This is a genomic window from Chryseobacterium sp. RR2-3-20, assembly GCF_017808115.1.
GTDB classification, from domain to species: domain Bacteria; phylum Bacteroidota; class Bacteroidia; order Flavobacteriales; family Weeksellaceae; genus Chryseobacterium; species Chryseobacterium oryzae.
Map to the genome: position 1 here is coordinate 1 of NZ_JADQBD010000157.1, position 1058 is coordinate 1058.

The following is a 1058-nucleotide window of genomic DNA, read 5'->3' on the forward strand; positions in this document are numbered from 1 at the left end:
CCGTTAGGCGACATTTTACAAAAATTCTGCATTAAAATCAAAATTTGAAATATTTTACTTATCTTTGACGTTAGCAACGTTAAAAGTATGATTGTAAATTTTGGAAATAAAGAAACCGAAAAAATATGGAAGGGAATTATTTCCAAAAAACTTCCAAGAGAAATTCAGGAAGTTGCAAGGCGAAAGTTAAAAATGATAAATAATTCAATTGATGTAAATGACTTAAGAATTCCGCCAGCAAATCGACTTGAAAAACTAAAAGGAGATTTAAAAGAATTCTATAGCATAAGGATTAACAATCAATGGAGAGTTGTTTTTAAATGGGAAAATGGCAATGCTTTTGAGGTTGAAATTATGGACTATCATTAAAATTATAAAAATGGAAAAATTAAGAAATATAACACCTGGAGAAATTTTATTAGAAGAATTTTTAATTCCTCTTGAAATTTCACAGTATAGATTATCAAAAGATTTAGAAATTCCGCAAACAAGAGTTTCTGAAATTATCAAAGGAAACAGAAGAATTTCCGCAGATACAGCTGTAAGACTTAGTGCTTATTTTGGTAATTCTGCGAAATTTTGGCTCGGACTTCAAGATGATTATGATATTGAAAATGAAATGAACGAAAAATCAAATGAGGTAAAAAGAATTATACGGATAAGGAAAGATAAAGAAAAAAACGTCGCCTAACACGGCATTGGCAAAAACGGGCTTGAATATCCAAATTGAAAATTTGAATATTCTTCGCCGCCAATTGCTTTTCGTTTCAACTTTTTTTGTAATTTAGCTTCCACAAAAAAGCATTGGCTTATACTCCACAAAATTAAATTCTTCAAATTCTTTTTTGCCCGTATTCGCCAATACTTTTTCCGTTAGGCGACATTTTACACAAATCAAAGTAAATTAATGGAAAAAAAGATAAAATTACTCTTAGGAATTTTAAGTTTATTATTCTTAATTGCATGTCCTGCTTCTCATTTTCATGACTACTCATATGTTGGAAATAATGAAAAGGAAATATTAAATGGAGAGCAATTGAATGATAGAATTTTATCTC

At 29.1% G+C, this 1058-nt stretch carries 2 protein-coding genes; both read left to right on the forward strand.

The annotated features are described in order from the left end of the window. The first annotated feature begins 87 nt into the window (after positions 1-87). Positions 88-369 carry a type II toxin-antitoxin system RelE/ParE family toxin gene (locus IV513_RS15470; protein ID WP_209391445.1) on the forward strand — a complete coding sequence of 94 codons (282 nt, stop codon included), beginning with the start codon at positions 88-90 and terminating at the stop codon, positions 367-369. Positions 370-379: 10 nt separating this feature from the next. Beyond that, complete coding sequence (locus IV513_RS15475; RefSeq protein ID WP_209391446.1) at positions 380-691, forward strand: HigA family addiction module antitoxin; 312 nt, start codon at positions 380-382, stop codon at positions 689-691. Positions 692-1058 lie beyond the last annotated feature (367 nt).

What these genes read in the sequence shown, in the direction of transcription:
- IV513_RS15470 (WP_209391445.1), top strand. Translation starts at nt 88, where the DNA reads ATGATTGTAAATTTTGGAAATAAAGAAACCGAAAAAATATGGAAGGGA.
- IV513_RS15475 (WP_209391446.1), top strand. Translation starts at nt 380, where the DNA reads ATGGAAAAATTAAGAAATATAACACCTGGAGAAATTTTATTAGAAGAA.